At 74.2% G+C, this 14,639-nt stretch carries 9 protein-coding genes; 5 read left to right on the forward strand and 4 right to left on the reverse strand.

Features of this window, described 5'->3' with window-relative positions; translation table 11 throughout:
* Positions 1-503: 503 nt before the first annotated feature.
* Complete coding sequence (locus tag ACZ7EC_RS13400; protein WP_471062104.1) at positions 504-1,052, reverse strand: MarR family winged helix-turn-helix transcriptional regulator; 549 nt, start codon at positions 1,050-1,052, stop codon at positions 504-506.
* A gap of 122 nt (positions 1,053-1,174) precedes the next feature.
* Between ACZ7EC_RS13400 and ACZ7EC_RS13405 the strand changes: the two genes are divergently transcribed.
* On the forward strand, positions 1,175-2,449 hold the full coding sequence (locus tag ACZ7EC_RS13405) for an MDR family MFS transporter (RefSeq protein ID WP_471062859.1): 1,275 nt from the start codon (positions 1,175-1,177) through the stop codon (positions 2,447-2,449).
* Between the two features lie 115 nt (positions 2,450-2,564).
* Here the strand turns inward: ACZ7EC_RS13405 and ACZ7EC_RS13410 are convergent, their stop codons facing one another.
* Positions 2,565-4,217, reverse strand: coding sequence for an ATP-binding SpoIIE family protein phosphatase (locus tag ACZ7EC_RS13410; RefSeq protein WP_471062861.1), 1,653 nt, complete (start codon positions 4,215-4,217; stop codon positions 2,565-2,567).
* 133 nt (positions 4,218-4,350) lie between these two features.
* The gene (locus ACZ7EC_RS13415; protein WP_471062107.1) at positions 4,351-5,715 is read right to left on the reverse strand and encodes an NAD(P)/FAD-dependent oxidoreductase; all 1,365 of its coding nucleotides are present in this window, start codon (positions 5,713-5,715) and stop codon (positions 4,351-4,353) included.
* 376 nt (positions 5,716-6,091) lie between these two features.
* Here ACZ7EC_RS13415 and ACZ7EC_RS13420 point away from each other — a divergent pair, with 376 nt between their 5' ends.
* Together ACZ7EC_RS13420 and ACZ7EC_RS13425 are read left to right on the forward strand one after the other, a co-directional pair.
* Positions 6,092-6,895 carry a TetR/AcrR family transcriptional regulator gene (locus ACZ7EC_RS13420; protein WP_471062110.1) on the forward strand — a complete coding sequence of 268 codons (804 nt, stop codon included), beginning with the start codon at positions 6,092-6,094 and terminating at the stop codon, positions 6,893-6,895.
* A gap of 270 nt (positions 6,896-7,165) precedes the next feature.
* Positions 7,166-8,977 (forward strand): sigma-70 family RNA polymerase sigma factor, encoded by a 1,812-nt coding sequence (locus tag ACZ7EC_RS13425; protein ID WP_471062113.1) that lies wholly within the window; start codon positions 7,166-7,168, stop codon positions 8,975-8,977.
* Positions 8,978-9,103: 126 nt separating this feature from the next.
* Here the strand turns inward: ACZ7EC_RS13425 and ACZ7EC_RS13430 are convergent, their stop codons facing one another.
* Positions 9,104-11,167, reverse strand: coding sequence for an asparagine synthase-related protein (locus tag ACZ7EC_RS13430; RefSeq protein WP_471062116.1), 2,064 nt, complete (start codon positions 11,165-11,167; stop codon positions 9,104-9,106).
* A gap of 710 nt (positions 11,168-11,877) precedes the next feature.
* Here ACZ7EC_RS13430 and ACZ7EC_RS13435 point away from each other — a divergent pair.
* Together ACZ7EC_RS13435 and lhgO are read left to right on the forward strand one after the other, a co-directional pair.
* Positions 11,878-13,302 (forward strand): MFS transporter, encoded by a 1,425-nt coding sequence (locus ACZ7EC_RS13435; protein WP_397985202.1) that lies wholly within the window; start codon positions 11,878-11,880, stop codon positions 13,300-13,302.
* Between the two features lie 84 nt (positions 13,303-13,386).
* Entirely contained in the window at positions 13,387-14,634 is a 1,248-nt protein-coding gene (gene lhgO / locus ACZ7EC_RS13440; RefSeq protein ID WP_471062120.1) for an L-2-hydroxyglutarate oxidase, read from the forward strand.
* The last annotated feature ends 5 nt before the right edge of the window (positions 14,635-14,639 follow it).

Below are 14,639 nucleotides of genomic sequence, written 5' to 3' on the forward strand. Positions count from 1 at the left end.
CATATCTGGCGTTGACTTTTGGCACGCTGTTGAGTTCTCAAGGAACGGTCGCTTCCTTTGTACTCACCCTCTCGGGCTTTCCTCCGGGCTTCCCTTCGGTGTTTCCGACTCTATCAGATCTTTTCTCGATCCGATTTCCTCGGTGCTTTCCAGGTTCCCGCTCTCGCGTTTCCCTTTCCGGCGGTTCCGACTCTATCAGACCCTTTCGGTGTCTAACCCCCAGTCAGCGGGGCTTGTCTTCCCGGCCGTTGGGCCGTTCCGACGTCTCAAACCTTAGCGGATCGCTCCGGCAATTCCCAATCGGGCCGCCGAATCCCTATTCGAATTGAATTCGGGCACGCCGAAATCAACCCGGAGGGAGATCGTGCTGTTGGTGTGAGAGGTGCCGCTCGAAGCGGCTGAGGTGCCACCGCGGAGACACTACGGCCCCGCGGCAACCCGAAGAACTCTACGGACCAGACCGGGGCGTGTCAACCACCCCTGTCAAGATCTTTTCTGCTGCCTCAGTCGAGATCGCTGAGGCGGCCGCCGGCGTCCGGCTGGGCGTGCTCCACCCGGCGCAGCAGCGTGGTGAGGACTTCGCCGAGGACCGAGCGCTCGGCGGGGGTGAGGTCCTGGAGCAGGTCCTCCTCGAAGACGGTCGCGAGGCGCATCGCCTCCAGCCACTTCTCGCGCCCCTCGGGGGTCAGCTCGATGATGACCCGCACCCGGTTGGCCTCGTCGCGCTCCCGCGTGACCAGGCCCTCGGTGACCATGCGGTCGATCCGGTGGGTCATGGCGGCCGGGGTGAGGCCGAGGCGCTTGGCGAGGTCGCTGGGGCCCAGCCGGTACGGGGCGCCGGAGAGGACCAGCGCCTTGAGCACCTCCCACTCGGCGTTGCTGATGCCGAGGGCGGCGGTCTGGCGGCCGTACGCCACGTTCATCCGGCGGTTGAGCCGGGACAGGGCCGACACGATCTTCTCGACCTGCGGATCGAGGTCCTGGAACTCGCGCTGGTAGGCGGCGATCTGTTCTTCGAGGGTCGGCTCTGTGACGCCGGCGCTGTCGGCCATGGCCCGAGTATGGCACGCGGCCGCTTTGCCTTGAAGTCCTTCACTGTGTACTCTTTAGCTTCGAACTTTAGTTTCGAAGTCTTCACTCCTAACTAGTGAGAGAGGTGAACGTGACCAGGGCGATGGGCGCTGCGATGCGCCGGATCCACGTGGGCAACGCACTCAGCGCATTCGGACTCGGCTTCACGGTTCCGTATCTGTACGTCTATGTGGCGCAGGTGCGGGGTCTGGGGGCCATGACGGCGGGACTGGTGCTCGCCGTCTTCGCCGTGGCCGCGCTGATCGTGCTGCCGTTCGCCGGCCGGGCGATCGTGCGGCGCGGCCCGCTGCCGGTCCTGCTCGCCGCCCTGGTCACCGCCGCCTTCGGAGCGCTGAGCCTGGGTCTCGCGGGCAGCGCCTGGTCCGTGCTGCTCGCCGCCTCGGCGCTCGGTGCCGGCCAGGCCGTGATGCAGCCGGCGCTGGCCACCATGATCGTGGACTGCTCCAGCGCCGACACCCGCTCCCGAGCCTTCGCGATGCAGTTCTTCCTGCAGAACCTGGGCCTCGGCATCGGCGGCCTCATCGGCGGTCACCTGGTCGACACCACGCGCGTGTCCTCGTTCACCCTGCTGTTCGCGATCGAGGCGGCGATGTTCCTGCTGCTGGTCGCGGTGATGGCGACCGTGCGGATGCCGCACTCCCCTCGCGTGGAGGACGCCCCGGCGTCCGCGAAGGGCAGCTGGAAGCGGCTGCTCGGCAACCGGGCGATGGTGCAGCTGTGCGTGCTGGGCTTCGTGCTGTTCTTCGCCTGCTACGGGCAGTTCGAGTCGGGTCTGAGCGCGTACGGCGTGGAGGCCGCCGGGATATCCACCTCCACGCTGGGCACGGCCCTGGCCGCGAACACGCTGATGATCGTGGTCGCCCAGTTCGCCGTGCTGCGGTTCGTGGAGCGTGCCCGGCGCACCCGCGTGATCGCCCTGGTGGGCCTGGTCTGGACGGTGGCCTGGGTGGCCGCGGGCTATGCGGGGCTCGGGCACGGCAGCCAGGAGATGGCGACGGCCGCGTTCGTGTCGACGTACGCGCTGTTCGGTCTCGGCGAGGCGATGCTGTCGCCGACGGTCGCCCCGCTGGTCGCCGATCTGGCGCCGGAGGGTCTGGCCGGCCAGTACAACTCGGCGTTCGCGCTGGTCAAGCAGCTGGCGCTGGCCGTCGGTCCGGCGGTCGGCGGCCCCCTCGGGGCGTCGCTGCACGCGCCGTACATCGTGACCTTCGTGCTGTTCTCGCTGGGCATCACGTATCTGGCGCTGCGGCTCGGGCGGCAGCTCACGGTGGCGCAGGACCAGCCGTGGTCGGTGCGGGCGAGCCGTGTGGTCAGCCGGGGCGGGGCGCCCGCCGAGACGGTGACCGCGGAGGCGTGACGCTGCGCGGGTGAAGGGGCGGAGGCCGGTGGGTGCGCGAGCGTGCCCACCGGCCTCCGTGTCGTGGTGGCCGCTCGCGCGCGGCGCGGCTCACGCCCCCGGTGCCCGTCGCCGCTCAGGGCCCCGGTTTCGGCAGCGGGAACTCGCACCAGACGGCCTTCCCGCCGTCCGGGGTGCGGCGGCAGCCCCAGGCGGAGGCGATGGTGGCGACGATGGCGATGCCCCGGCCGGACTCGTCGGCCGGTTCGGCGCGGCGGCGCCGGGGGAGGTGGTCGTCGCCGTCGGTGACCTCCACGATGAGCCGGCGGTCGGTGCGGCGCAGCCGCAGGCGCATGGGCGGGGTGCCGTGCTGGAGGCTGTTGGCGACGAGTTCGCTGGTCGCGAGGACGCCGAGGTCGTGCAGTTCGGTCGGGAAACGCCAGCTGGTGAGGACGCCGGAGGCGAAGGCGCGGGCGCGCGGGGCGGCCTCGACGCCGCCGAGGAGGTCCAGGGCCGCGCCCCGGAAGAGGTCGCCGTCGGGGCCGGTGCGGGCCGGGTGCTGGAGGACGAGCACGGCCACGTCGTCGTCGTGGTCGGCGGTGACGCCGGCCGAGCGGACCAGGCGGTCGCAGATGACCTGGGGGGAGCCGGTGGCGCCGGCCAGGGCGCGTTCCAGAGCGGCGATGCCCTCGTCCAGGTCTTCGTTCCTGCGCTCCACCAGGCCGTCGGTGTAGAGGACCGCGGTGGAGCCGGGGGCCAGCGCGATCGAGCCCGAGGAGTGCATCCAGCCGCCGGTGCCGAGCGGCGGTCCGGTGGGTTCGTCGGCGCGGGCGACCGTGCCGTTCTCGTCGCGGACCAGGATGGGCAGGTGTCCGGCGGAGGCGTACACCAGCCGGCCCTCGTTGGGGTCGTGGACGGCGTAGACGCAGGTGGCGATCTGGTGGGGGTCGATCTCGGTGGCGAGGCCGTCGAGGAGCTGGAGGACTTCGTGCGGGGGCAGGTCGAGGCGGGCGTAGGCGCGGGCGCCGGTGCGCAGCTGGCCCATGACGGCGGCGGCGCGCACACCCCGGCCCATGACATCGCCGATGACGAGCGCGGTGCGGCCGCCGCCGAGGGTGATCACGTCGTACCAGTCGCCGCCGACCGCGGCCTCGGTGCCGCCGGGCTGGTAGGTGGCGGCGATGCGCAGGTCGTCGGGTTCCTCCAGGTCCTGCGGGAGCAGGGAGCGCTGGAGGGTGACGGCGGTCTCGCGCTGGCGGCGTTCGCTGGCGCGCAGTCGCTCGGCGGCTTCCGCGTGGTCGGTGACGTCGGTGGCGAAGACCAGGACCGCGCCGTCGCCGCCGTCGCCCTCGGTGACGGGGGTGCAGGTGAAGGTGTACGAGCGGCCGTCGGCCGCGCGGCGGGACTTCAGGGTGCGGGGGCGGCCGCTGCGCAGCACCTGGTCGAGGAGCGGGAGCAGGCCCAGCCCGGCGAGTTCGGGCAGGGCCTCGCGGGCGGGGGCGCCGGTGGGGCGGGGGCCGAAGGCCGTCGTATAGGCCCCGTTGACGTAGGCGAGGCGGTGGTCGGGGCCGTGCACGAGGGCGACGAGGGCCGGGACGCGGTCGAGGACGTCGCGGGCGGGCAGTGCGTCGACGGCGGGCACCGGTCCGGACTCGTCGGCGGGGCCCCCGGCGCGGGCCGCGGGCACGGAGCCTTCGCCTCGCCGGTCCGGGGGTGGCGCGGTCTCGGTCCGCGCGGCGGCGCGGCGCTGCGTTCCGGGGAGCCGGGCGCTCCAGCGCGTGAAGTTCACTGTGGGCAAGGCCTCGTGGGTGCTAGGGCGGGCGGGAGCCCGTCCGATGTCGTGGGGCAGTCTGGCAGGGAGCGGGCCGCGGCGGGCGACATCCGTCAGACGGTGGGGCGGGCCGTGGAGTTCCTGGATCCGGTCAGGACGACCCCTTCGGGTCGTGAGGATGCTTTCCCCTGGCCGCGAGTTCGAACTCGGCGCGCGGGTGTTCGAGTGAACCGAGCGAGACGATCTCCCGTTTGAAGAGTCCGGAGAGGACCCATTCGGCGAGCACGCGGGCCTTGCGGTTGACGGTGGGCACCCGGCTGAGGTGGTACACGCGGTGCATGAACCAGGCAGGGTAGCCCTTCAGCCGGCGCCCGTAGACCTGGGCGACGCCCTTGTGCAGGCCGAGGGAGGCGACGGAGCCCGCGTGGGCGTGCGCGTAGGTCTCCAGGGGTTCGCCGCGCAGGGTGTGGACAAGGTTGTCACCGAGGACCCTGGCCTGGCGTACGGCGTGCTGGGCGTTGGGCGCGGTGAGGGTGCCGGGTTCGGCGGCGGTGACGTCGGGGACGGCCGCGGCGTCCCCTGCGCCCCAGGCGTGCTCGGTGCCCTCGACGGTCAGCCGGGCGGTGCACTTGAGCTTGCCGCGGTCGGTGAGCGGCAGATCGGTGGCGGCGAGCAGCGGGTGCGGTCTCACGCCGGCGGTCCAGACGACCGTACGGGTCGGGAAGCGCTGGCCGTCGCTGAGCACGGCGACCCGGTCGGCGCAGGATTCCAGGCGGGTGCCGAGCAGCACCTGGATGTTGCGGCGGCGCAGCTGGGTGACGGTGTAGCGGCCCAGGTCGGAGCCGACCTCGGGCAGGATGCGGTCGCTCGCCTCGACGAGGATCCACCGCATGTCCTCGGCACGGACGTTGTGGTAGTAGCGGGCGGCGTAGCGGGCCATGTCCTCCAGTTCGGCGAGGGCTTCCACGCCCGCGTAGCCGCCGCCGACGAAGACGAAGGTGAGGGCGGCGTCGCGGATCGCGGGGTCGCGGGTGGAGGAGGCGATGTCCATCTGTTCGATGACGTGGTTGCGCAGGGCGATGGCCTCCTCGACGGTCTTGAAGCCGATGCCGTACTCGGCGAGGCCGGGGATGGGCAGGGTGCGGGCGACGGAGCCGGGGGCGAGCACCAGCTCGTCGTAGCGGAAGAGTTCGGTGCGGCCCGCGTCGGCGGTGGCGAGGGTGGTGACGGTGACGGTGCGCGCCGCGTGGTCGACGGCCTTCGCCTCGCCGACGACGACATGGCACTGGTCGAGGACGCGGCGCAGCGGTACGACGACATGGCGGGGGGAGATCGAGCCCGCGGCCGCCTCGGGCAGGAAGGGCTGGTACGTCATATACGGGTCGGGGGTGACGACGGTGATGCCGATCTCCCCGCGCCCGAGCTCGGCCCTCAGCTTCCGCTGGAGGCGCAGGGCCGTGTACATCCCGACGTAGCCGCCGCCGACAACCAGAATGCGCGCACGTTCCTTCACCATCCCATGACGCACCCGGCGCTGTTGTTTGTCCACAGGCCCGGCAATTTGTGTGACCGGAGGTCTCGCGGCGGGCGGTACCGGCCCGGTGGCCGGGGTGGTGGAAAGGGGGCAGGTCAGCGGGGGCGGATGCGCGGGCGGACGCGCCGGGAATCGGGACGTATACGGCTCGTGCTCCGATCGGGGGGCGCAGTGTGCGGAACCTGCCCCTTCTGAATTGACTCCCTCTCAACTATGTTCGTGTCGACGGGGTGTAGGGGTTGTGGTCGTTCGGGCTCTGTGACGGGTCGGCCCGCGGCGACCGGTGCCCCTTCGCGCATTCCGGCATCAGTGACGGGGAGTGTCTCCGGGGGGAGACGTCATGCACCGGGGGAAACACATGCATATGCAGGACACGCACTGGTCGTCCGCCACCGCGGTGGCGACCGCAGGCTCGACGCTGCCGGCGGTGCCGGCGGTCGCGACGGTGAACGGGCGCGCGGACGGGGCGCGTACGACGCCGCTGCGGGTGGACGCACAGCGCAATCTGGAGCACGTGCTGCGCGCGGCGCGTGAGGTGTTCGGCGAGCTGGGCTACGGCGCGCCGATGGAGGACGTGGCGCGGCGCGCGCGGGTCGGGGTCGGCACCGTCTACCGGCGTTTTCCCAGCAAGGACGTGCTGGTCCGGCGGATAGCCGAGGAGGAGACGGCGCGGCTCACCGAGCAGGCGCGGGCGGCGCTGGGGCAGGAGGACGAGCCGTGGTCGGCGCTGTCCCGTTTCCTGCGCACGTCGGTGGCGTCGGGGGCGGGCCGGCTGCTGCCGCCGCAGGTGCTGCGGGTCGGTTCCGCGGAGGACGCCGGGGCTCCGGCCGACGGGGTCCGCCCGGTCGGTTCGGTCGCCGGGGAGACTCGTGTGCCGCAGCAGCGGCTCCAGCCCGGCACCGCTGAACTGCGGCTCGTGGGGCAGGAGTCCGGCCCCGCGGAGGATGCCGGGGCCGGGGAGCTGCTCGCGGTCGTGGGGCGGCTGGTGGAGCGGGCGCGGGCGGCCGGGGAACTGCGGGCCGATGTGTCCGTCTCCGATGTGCTGCTGGTGATCGCCACGGCGGCGCCGTCGCTGCCGGATGCCGCGCAGCAGGCGGCGGCGTCGGCGCGGCTGCTGGACATCCTGCTGGAGGGTCTGCGGTCCCGGCCGGCGATCGGCTGACCGCGCCTTCGGCGGGGATTTCCGGTCGCCCGCGTCACCCGAGCGATCTTCACACTCGGGTGGAGCGGGCGGCCCGTCTCCGTGGCTCCTTCCACGACGGTCCCGGTGGCTCGCCGCGCGTCTCCTTCCTGTCCCTTCGCGTCTCTCTTTCGCGGGCGTTTTCCCGCGAATCCCCTCGGACGGGTGACAGGGGGCGGAGGGGGTCGTTGAAGAAATGACGATGTGGCACGCTGGGGCGGTGATGTCGGGCTGGGGCGGGGGCGTTCCGCGATGAGTGCTGGCAGGGCACGTGAGGACGAGGGCGCCGGGGCCCAGGTGCCCAGCCAGGGGCGCCGGACGAGCAGGTGGAACGTCCCGGCGCAGCGGGGCATGCCGGCCGGTGACGCCGAGCTGATCGAGCGGATGCGGGGCGGCGACGACTCCGCGTACGAGGAGCTGTACCGGCGGCACGCGGCCGCGGTGCGCCGGTACGCGGGCACCTGCTGCCGGGACGCGCACACCGCCGACGACCTGACGGCCGAGGTGTTCGCCCGGATGCTCCAGGCCGTGCGCGGCGGCTCCGGCCCCGAGCACGCCGTACGGGCCTATCTGCTGACCTCGGTGCGACGGGTCGCCGCGCGCTGGGTCAGCTCGGCCCGGCGCGAGCAACTCGTCGACGACTTCGCCACGTTCGCCCAGCAGGCCGCCCGCTCCTCGGCGGTGTCCGATGACGACACCCTCGAACTCGGCGCCGACGTCAGGGCGTTGCACGAGGCCGAGCAGTCCATGGCCATGCGGGCGTTCCGTTCGCTGCCCGAGCGCTGGCAGGCCGTGCTGTGGCACACCGAGGTGGAGGACGAGTCCCCGAGCGAGGTCGCCGTCCTGTTCGGTCTGGACGCCAACGGCACCCGCGTGCTCGCCAGCCGCGCCCGTGAGGGGCTGAAGCAGGCGTACCTCCAGGCGCATGTCAGCACCACCCTCACCGAGGACGCGGAGTGCGCCCGCTACGCCGACCAGCTCGGCGGCTACGCCCGCCGCAAGCTGCGCGTGCGCGCCGAGCGGGGCCTGCGCAAGCATCTGGAGGAGTGCGCCAGGTGCCGGCTCGCGGCGGCGCAGATCGAGGAGGTCGCGGGGGGCATTCCCGCGGTCGTGCCGGTCGCGGTCATCGGCTGGTTCGGGGCCGCCGGGTACGCCAAGGCGCTCGGCCTGGTCGCGGGCGGCGCGGGGGCCGGTGCCGCGGGGGCGGCCGCCGCGGCGGGCGGGTCCTCCGGCGGATCCGGTGCCGCGGGCGGGGCCGCCTCGGAGGCGATCGGGGCGCCGGTCAAGGCGGGCATCGCCGCCGGTGTCGTCGCGGTCGCCGCCGCCGCGGTGGCCTTCGGCCTGGTGTACGACGGCCATCCGGCGAAGGAGGTCGCCAAGCCCGCCGCGCCGGCCCCGCCGGCCGTCGTGCGCACACCTTCCCCGACACCCGCCCCGCCGAAGCCGAAGCCCGTCCCGAAGCCGGCCCCGAAGCCGGTGGCGCCCGCCGCGCCCGCGCCGGCGCCCACCCCGGCCCCGACGCCCCCGCCGAAGCCGTCGCCGAGGCCCGCACCCCCGAAGCCCGGCCCCAGGCCCACGCCCACCCCCGTACCCACCCCGACCCCGACGCCCCCTGTCCCGGCGCCCCCCGTCGTCTACCAGCTCAGCGAGCTGGGCTACGACGTGAGCGGCGACCGCACCCGGCCGGAGATCGCGCTCGGCGCGAGCAGCTGGGTGTGGCAGCGGTACGGCCTGGAGGTCGGCGGCACGCGGTACGCGCACGGCGCGACCGTCCGCGGCGAGTCCTCCGTGACCATCGACCTCAACCGGCGGTGCACCGCGTACGACGCGGTGGCCGGTGTGGACGACCTGACCCTCGGCCTGGGCAAGGTGACCTTCGCCGTCTACGCCGACGGGGTCCCGCTGTGGCAGTCGGGGCTCGTCGAGGGCCGCGACCGGGCCGTCCCCGTCCATGTGGACCTCACCGGGCGCCGGACCGTACAGCTCGTCGTGCGCCCGCACCGTGCCCCCTTCGACCGGATGGCGCTGGCGGACTGGGCGGAGTCCCGGTTCACCTGCCGGTAGCCCGGATCACCCGAGGGCGGCGCGGCCGAGGAGTGCCCCGAAGGGGCGCGGGGAGCCGGACGGGCGCCCCGGCTCCGGGTCGCGGGCGGGACCCGACCGCCGTCGTCCCCGCTCGCGCCGCGGGCATCACGCGCCGGAGGCCAACGCGTCCCTCTTCCGCTGGATCCCCGCCGGCACCGCCCGCGACCGCGCCGGTGTTCCGGTCCAGCAGGTGCCCCGGCGGGCCAGCAGGCGGTGCAGCCACAGTTCGAGGGAGACCAGGTCGGCCAGCCCCTCCACCGTGGACCCCGCCGCCGCCGAGCGGAGCGCCTTGCGCACCACGCCCCCGTCCACCAGCCCCGCGTCCGCGAGCAGCGGGCGGGAGAAGAGGTCGAGCAGCGGTTCGGCGGACAGCCGCAGGCCCGCCCGCGCGGCCGCGGCGGCGGACGCGTGCGACGGGGTGCCCCAGCCCGGCGGCAACTCCGTGATGCCGGTGCCCTCCAGGACCGTGCGCAGGATCTCGGCCCGCGCGCCGGGCCGTACCCGCAGCGCCTCCGGCAGCTCACGGCACGCACGGACCACCTGGTTGTCCAGGAAGGGCGCGTGCAGCCGCTGCGAACGGACCTCCGCGGACTGCTCCAGCACCCGCAGGTCGGCCGCGTACCGGGCGAGTGCCGCCCGCGCCCGGTACTCGCCGGGCCGCTGCGCCCCCGTACCCGACCGATCCCCCTCCACCCCGAGCAGAACCGATACTTCAGCCAGTGCCTCCCCCGTGAGCCACCGGGCGGCCGGACCCGGCGCGGCCCAGGTCAGCGCCGCGAGCGACGCCCCGACGGCCCCCCTCGGCTCCTCGAACCGCCGCCGCATCAGCCGCTCGGCGAGCGCCTCCAGCCCGTCCCGGTACGGCGTGCGGGCGAGCCGCCGGGCCGCGCCGTACACGCGCGCGGAGACCAGGACCGAGCCGTCCGCACGGGCGAGCGCGGCGACCGGCCGGACCAGATGGCGGCGTCTGCGGTCCATCAGCAGGTCGGCGAGCCGGGCCGGATGCGCGTCCAGGACCTGGCGCGCGCCGTGCCCCGTGAAGTGGTCCGCGCTGCCCGCGGCCAGCCGCGCCCGGTGCCGTCCGGCCGTGACCAGCGAGGGTCCGGGCTCGTCGGTGAGGGGGCCGTCGAGGTCGGCGTAGGGCAGCGCCTCCTCGCCGCCGGTCACCACCACGTGGTGCAGCCGCGGATCGGCCCCGAGCGCCGCCGCCCGCTGCACCTCGGCCTCGCGGCCGGCGACGGCGAGGTCGTTGAAGGTGACGGCGAGGAGGCGTTCGCCGGCGCCGTGCCCGAGGAGGGTGCCGGGCCGGCCGGGCAGCCCGGCGGCGAGCAGCGCGAGGGTGGCGGAGGCCGGCCCGCCGGACAGGTCGGCGCCGATTCCGGGCACCGGCATCCCGCGCCGGGCGCGCCGCTCGGCGGGCCCCATTCCGGGCACCGGCCCCGGATCGAGGTCGGGCACGTGCCGCGGCGCCGAGAGCCGGGTGCGCACCGCCTCCACCAGGGCGTCGCGTACGGCGTCCACCGCGCGGACGGGGTCGGCCGGGGGCGCGGACACCGCGAGCGAGGAGACCGGGTCGTACCCGGCGATCTCCCGCGCCCCCGCGCGCAGCACCAGCGCGTGTCCCGGCGGAACGCGCCGTACCCCTTCGTAGGGGGTGGTGTCGCGCAGCGCGGCCGGGACGTCCGGGGCGGCGAGCAGGGCGGCCAGATGACCGAAGTCGAGGTTGGCCTCGACGAGGTCGGCGAGCGGCAGCGCGGCGGTGGCGTACGCCGTGCCGCCCGCCCACGGGGTGTGGAAGACCGGGCGGGCGCCCGCGAGGTCGCCGCAGACGGTGACGCGGCGGCCGACCTGGACGACGGCCGTGTAGCTGCCGGGCCAGTTGGTCAGATGGCGCAGCGCGCCGCCGCGCGCGGTGAACAGGCCGCGCCGCAGCTCCTCGTCGGAGGCGCCGCAGATGCCGAGGACGGCGATCCGGTTCTGCTCGTCGGCCTTGACCACGCGCACCTCGTCCGGGCGCCAGTCGCCGACGGCCCACAGCGGGTCGGGATCGCCCCACAAAAGCTGGGAGCCGACCGGGTGCAGGGTCTCGCCGTCGGGGCCCGGGGAGCCGGCGGAGCCGAGCCCGGCCGCGCCCCCGGCGGCGCTGCTCCACCCCACCAACCACCGCATCGTGCCTCCACAGCCTGTGGCAACCAGTGCACCGATCGAACCGGTCCCCATGCTGCCACGAAGGACGCGTGGGAGAGGTGTGGTGACACCGCCCGGAACGGCGGAGGGAGAAGGGGGGTCGGCGGTCGGGCGCCGGGTGCGGAGCGGAGGACGGGCGGGCGCTCACCAGGCAGGGCGCGACGTGAATGCGCCCCCGGTACGCTCCCCCAAAACGCCCTTCGCGCCCCCAAGTTGCATGGTCGGAACGGACATCCCCCGGACGACACCGGGACGATTTTCAGCCAAATAGCAGATGTGACACGGGAGATGAGCACGCTCTGTAGGGGCTCGCGGCCCGCGCGGCACCCCGGACGCACGCACGGTCCGGGAGACGGCATCCGCCTCCCGGACCGGTCCGCCGCCCGCGGGGATGAAGGCGGCGGTGTCCCCCAGCCCGCTGGATCCAGTACAGCGGGCCGACCCACGCAGGACCAGGTAACCGCCCGCCGCCCGGCCGCAGGAGAGCGCACGGCCGGGCGCACGGCCACACACGCGGGGGCACGGGACGGCCGTCCGTGCACGGTGCGTACTGGTCCGCACTCCCGTACGGACCACAATCCCGCCATCCGGAACAATGCCCCTTAACGCTTGGGATGCGGCGAACTACGCTGGGTTTACGAATGCCGCACGGTTATGCCCGCGCGGCGGCCGTCTGTGTCGAGGGGTGGCGCATGTCCAGGGAGCAACGCGGGCCGAACGAAAAACTCGGCGCCGTTCTCGCCCTCGCGGGAATCAGCAACGCAGGACTCGCGCGCCGCGTCAACGACCTTGGCGCCCAACGCGGGTTGACACTTCGCTACGACAAGACGTCGGTGGCGCGCTGGGTGTCGAAGGGCATGGTGCCGCAGGGCGCCGCGCCCCACCTCATCGCGGCCGCCATCGGACAGAAGCTCGGCCGCCCGGTGCCGCTCCACGAGATCGGCCTGGCGGACGCGGACCCCGCGCCCGAGGTCGGCCTCGCCTTCCCGAGGGACGTGGCGCAGGCGGTGCGCTCGGCGACCGAGCTGTACCGCCTCGACCTCGCCGGACGCCGGGCCGGCTCGGGCGGGATCTGGCAGTCGCTGGCCGGATCGTTCGCGGTGAGCGCCTACGCGACGCCCGCCTCGCGCTGGCTGATAACCCCCGCCGACAGCTCGGTCGCGCGGGCGGACGGCGCCGCCGAGGGCACCGGCGCACCGGTCAGAGTCGGCCACAGCGACGTCCGCAAGCTGCGGGAGGCCGCCGAGGACGCCAGGCGCTGGGACTCCAAGTACGGGGGCGGCGACTGGCGTTCGTCGATGGTGCCGGAGTGCCTGCGGGTCGAGGCGGCGCCGCTGCTGCTCGGCGGGTACTCCGACGAAGTCGGCCGGGCGCTGTTCGGCGCCTCCGCCGAACTGACCCGGCTCGCCGGATGGATGGCCTTCGACACCGGCCAGCAGGAGGCGGCGCAGCGGTACTACATCCAGGCGCTGCGGCTCGCCCGCGCGGCGGCCGACGTACCGCTCGGCGGGTACGTCCTCGCCTCCATGTCGCTCCAGGCGACCTACCGGGGATTCGGGGACGAGGGCGTCGACCTCGCGCAGGCCGCGCTCGAACGCAACCGGGGACTGGCCACCGCGCGCACGATGAGCTTCTTCCGGCTGGTCGAGGCGCGCGCCCACGCGCGCGCCGGGGACGCCCAGGCGGCGGGCGCGGCGCTGAAGGCGGCGGAGAGCTGGCTGGAGCGCTCCCGCGAGGGGGACAACGATCCCTCGTGGCTCGGCTTCTACGGCTACGACCGGTTCGCCGCCGACGCGGCCGAGTGCTACCGGGACCTGAAGCTGCCGCGCCAGGTGCGCCGCTTCACCGAGCAGGCACTGTCGAAGCCGACGGAGGAGTTCGTGCGCTCGCACGGGCTGCGCCTGGTCGTCTCCGCGGTCGCCGAGCTGGAGTCCGGCAACCTCGACGCGGCCTGCGAGCAGGGGGTGCGGGCGGTCGAGGTGGCCGGACGGATCTCCTCGGCGCGGACCACCGAGTACGTCCGGGATCTGCTGCACCGGCTGGAGGCGTACGGCGACGAGCCGCGGGTGGTCGAGCTGCGGGAGCGGGCCCGGCCCCTGCTGATGGCGCCCGCGTAAAGACATCCCCGCGCCTTCGGCCGTACCGCGGCATCCCGTGTTTGAAGGCATTGTCAGTGGCGCAGTGCACTATCGACGTGGGAGGTGGTGCAGGTGCCGGTCGGGGCGTACGACTGCGATGTGCTCGTGGTCGGAGGGGGGATCGTCGGGCTGTCGACGGCGTACGCGATCGGCCGTGCGGCGCCGGGGACGCGGGTGACCGTGCTGGAGAAGGAGCCGGGCCCGGCCCGCCACCAGACGGGCCGCAACAGCGGGGTGATCCACAGCGGGATCTACTACCGGCCGGGCTCCCTCAAGGCGCGGTACGCGGTGCGCGGCGCGGCCGAGATGGTCGCGTTCTGCGCCGAGTACGGCATCGAGCACGCCGTCACCGGCAAGCTGATCGTGGCCACCGAGCGCGCCGAGCTGCCCCGGCTGCACGCCCTGGTCCAGCGCGGCCGGGAGAACGGAATACCGGTGCGCGAGCTGGGCGCCGCCCAGATCGAGGAGTACGAACCCGAGGTGCGCGGGCTGGCCGCGATACACGTCGGCAGCACCGGCGTGTGCGACTACACGGGTGTCGCCCGGCAGCTCGCCCGCGCCTCCGGCGCCGACCTCCGCTACGGCGCGCGGGTCGTCGCCGTGCACCGGCGCCCCGAGCGCGGCGTGGCCGTGCGCACCGCGGCCGGCGAGGTCGTGCGCGCGCGGGTGCTGGTGAACTGCGCCGGGCTGTACTGCGACGAGCTGGCCCGGCTGACCGGTGACGAGCCGGGCGTGCGGATCGTGCCGTTCCGCGGGGAGTACTACGAGCTGGCGCGGCCCGAGCTGGTGCGCGGCCTGGTGTATCCGGTGCCGGACCCGGCCTTCCCGTTCCTCGGCGTGCATCTGACCCGCGGCGTCGACGGCGGCGTCCACATCGGCCCCAACGCGGTCCCGGCCCTGGCCCGCGAGGGGTACGAATGGGGGGTCGTACGGCCGCGGGAGCTGGCCGGCACCCTGGCCTGGCCGGGCTCGTGGGCGATAGCCCGGCGGCACTGGCGCTACGGCGCCGGTGAGCTGCACCGCTCGCTGTCGAAGGAGGCCTTCCTGGCGGCGGTGCGCAGACTGCTGCCCGCGGCGCGGGCCAGCGACCTGGTGCCGGCGCCGGCCGGGGTGCGGGCGCAGGCGGTGCTGCGGGACGGCTCGCTGGTGGACGACTTCCTGATCAAGGAGGGCCCCCGCGCGGTGCATGTGCTGAACGCGCCGTCCCCGGCGGCCACCGCGTCCCTGCCGATCGGCCGGGAGGTCGCGCGCCGGGCCCTGGAGATGCTGGCGGCGGCCGACGGCGCGGGCATATCCGCCGCACGCCCGTAGACTCG

The organism is Streptomyces sp. NPDC037203 (assembly GCF_055605065.1).

What these genes read in the sequence shown, in the direction of transcription:
- ACZ7EC_RS13400 (WP_471062104.1), bottom strand. Translation starts at nt 1,052, where the DNA reads ATGGCCGACAGCGCCGGCGTCACAGAGCCGACCCTCGAAGAACAGATC.
- ACZ7EC_RS13405 (WP_471062859.1), top strand. Translation starts at nt 1,175, where the DNA reads ATGGGCGCTGCGATGCGCCGGATCCACGTGGGCAACGCACTCAGCGCA.
- ACZ7EC_RS13415 (WP_471062107.1), bottom strand. Translation starts at nt 5,715, where the DNA reads ATGGTGAAGGAACGTGCGCGCATTCTGGTTGTCGGCGGCGGCTACGTC.
- ACZ7EC_RS13420 (WP_471062110.1), top strand. Translation starts at nt 6,092, where the DNA reads ATGCATATGCAGGACACGCACTGGTCGTCCGCCACCGCGGTGGCGACC.
- ACZ7EC_RS13425 (WP_471062113.1), top strand. Translation starts at nt 7,166, where the DNA reads ATGAGTGCTGGCAGGGCACGTGAGGACGAGGGCGCCGGGGCCCAGGTG.
- ACZ7EC_RS13430 (WP_471062116.1), bottom strand. Translation starts at nt 11,167, where the DNA reads ATGCGGTGGTTGGTGGGGTGGAGCAGCGCCGCCGGGGGCGCGGCCGGG.
- ACZ7EC_RS13435 (WP_397985202.1), top strand. Translation starts at nt 11,878, where the DNA reads ATGTCCAGGGAGCAACGCGGGCCGAACGAAAAACTCGGCGCCGTTCTC.